1 protein-coding gene, 1 tRNA gene and 2 rRNA genes (1 of these 4 only partly in view) are annotated in these 2,500 nt (G+C 56.8%); all 4 read left to right on the top strand.

What is annotated here, in order from left to right; genetic code table 11:
- Nucleotides 1–1,142 (top strand): 23S ribosomal RNA (locus AC3CCE_RS08125) (it extends 1,660 nt beyond the left edge of the window).
- Nucleotides 1,143–1,343: 201 nt separating this feature from the next.
- Nucleotides 1,344–1,458 (top strand): 5S ribosomal RNA (rrf, locus tag AC3CCE_RS08120).
- A gap of 258 nt (nt 1,459–1,716) precedes the next feature.
- Nucleotides 1,717–1,793 (top strand) — tRNA-Met (locus AC3CCE_RS08115).
- A gap of 429 nt (nt 1,794–2,222) precedes the next feature.
- Entirely contained in the window at nt 2,223–2,450 is a 228-nt protein-coding gene (locus tag AC3CCE_RS08110) for a ribbon-helix-helix domain-containing protein (protein WP_352627492.1), read from the top strand.
- Nucleotides 2,451–2,500 lie beyond the last annotated feature (50 nt).

The raw sequence follows: 2,500 nt of genomic DNA, 5'->3' as shown, positions 1-2,500 counted from the left end.
GCAAGTAGAGGAGGGTGGCACAGACCAGGGGGTAGCGACTGTTTATCAAAAACACAGGGCTCTGCGAAGTCGCAAGACGACGTATAGGGTCTGACGCCTGCCCGGTGCTGGAAGGTTAAGAGGAGGGGTGCAAGCTCTGAATCGAAGCCCCAGTAAACGGCGGCCGTAACTATAACGGTCCTAAGGTAGCGAAATTCCTTGTCGGGTAAGTTCCGACCTGCACGAATGGCGTAACGACTTCCCCGCTGTCTCCAGCATAGACTCAGTGAAATTGAATTCCCCGTGAAGATGCGGGGTTCCTGCGGTTAGACGGAAAGACCCCGTGCACCTTTACTATAGCTTTACATTGGCATTCGTAGTGGCATGTGTAGGATAGGTGGTAGGCTTTGAAACCTGGGCGCCAGCTCAGGTGGAGCCACCCTTGAAATACCACCCTTATTACTATGGATGTCTAACCGCGGCCCGTTATCCGGGTCCGGGACAATGTATGGTGGGTAGTTTGACTGGGGCGGTCGCCTCCTAAAGAGTAACGGAGGCGCGCGATGGTGGGCTCAGAACGGTCGGAAATCGTTCGCTGAGTGCAATGGCATAAGCCTGCCTGACTGCGAGACTGACAAGTCGAGCAGAGACGAAAGTCGGTCATAGTGATCCGGTGGTCCCGCGTGGAAGGGCCATCGCTCAACGGATAAAAGGTACGCCGGGGATAACAGGCTGATGACCCCCAAGAGTCCATATCGACGGGGTTGTTTGGCACCTCGATGTCGACTCATCGCATCCTGGGGCTGGAGCAGGTCCCAAGGGTATGGCTGTTCGCCATTTAAAGCGGTACGTGAGTTGGGTTCAGAACGTCGTGAGACAGTTCGGTCCCTATCTGCCGTGGGTGTAGGAATATTGAAAGGATCTGTCCCTAGTACGAGAGGACCGGGATGGACGGATCTCTGGTGGACCTGTTGTGGCGCCAGCCGCATAGCAGGGTAGCTATATCCGGACGGGATAACCGCTGAAGGCATCTAAGCGGGAAACCCACCTTAAAACGAGTATTCCCTGAGAACCGTGGAAGACGACCACGTTGATAGGCCGGGTGTGGAAGAGCGGCAACGCTTGAAGCTTACCGGTACTAATAGTTCGATCGGCTTGATCGTTCTCATTCCTTATGCTCATCGTGAACACGATGATCTGACCAGCGCTCACGCATGAGCGGCCCTTACAGGGCCTATGCTCCGCGAGGGCGCCGGAAAACCGGCGACGCGCAGTCGCGCTTGCGGGCTTACGCCCGTAAGCAAAACACAAACGTCGCCTTGGCACGAAAAAACAGCTTCTCGATATAACGTGCGTTTTGCCGACCTGGTGGTTATGGCGGAGCGGCTGCACCCGATCCCATTCCGAACTCGGCCGTGAAACGCTCCAGCGCTGATGGTACTTCGTCTCAAGACGCGGGAGAGTAGGTCGCTGCCAGGTCTGCAAAACGCACGTTGAACTCTCATCCGCAAACCGGATGAAACTGAAATCTTCTCTCTACGAAAAGGCCCGCCAAGGGATCACGGGCCGCGCAAGCGGCCCTTTCATTTGGTCAGCCATATACCTATCTGTAAGCCATCCTGTTCATAGGCCCAGGCTTACGTCCAGATAAGCAAGCAAACGCTTGCTTCAGATCCGGAGCAGGCAAGAGCTTGCCCTGGAGAGTCCGGAGCAAGCAAGAGCTTGCCCTGGAGGTGACGCGGGGTGGAGCAGCCCGGTAGCTCGTCAGGCTCATAACCTGAAGGTCACAGGTTCAAATCCTGTCCCCGCAACCAACATCAAACAGCCCGCTTCACGCGGGCTTTTTGCGTTCGGACCGTGCTCGATGGCGATTTTAACCTGCATCAGGGGTCGGAAGCAGGCGAAGCCGACGCCGTGGGACAGAAAGCCAAATCATGGCCCCACCCAATTCAAAGCCCGCAGCTCGCAGGTCTTTTTGTATTCGGCACCTTTGCCCGCGCGAAGCCGGTTGGCTCCCGCCTCTGTCAGCGCGGCAACCGCCACGCGCCCGCGCGATCGTGACTGGGCGCTTTGGATACTGCAGAACCAGGCGACGAATCATTCTCTCGCTATCAAATCTTGGAAACGAAGGGTGGTCATGCGCTTCCAATCATTGCTATCTACTACCGGGCCTTGATCGGCGCATAATCTTCCAGGAGGTTGCCGTGCCCGACTACGCTCTGAACGACTACTATTAGAGCTTTATCAGGAAGCAGCTCGAATCAGGCCGCTACAACAATGCCAGTGAGATTGTTCGCGCCGGCCTGCGTATGCTCGAGGATTTCGAGGCGGAGCGGGAAAGATGGCTGCGCGAGGAGGTTCCGGCGCGCCTGCCCGAGCTCCGGCAGGATCCGGCTAAGGGCATCCCTGTCGAGACGGTTTTTTCGCGACTCGAGGCGCGTTATCACGCGAAGCAGGCGAAAGCCAAATAGGCAATGGAGTGCCGCATTGTCTTCCACCCCAAGGTGGAACTGAACTCGGC

The sequence above is a fragment of the Mesorhizobium sp. P160187 genome (genome assembly GCF_057766425.1).
This window is presented reverse-complemented; position numbering and strand designations above follow the sequence as displayed.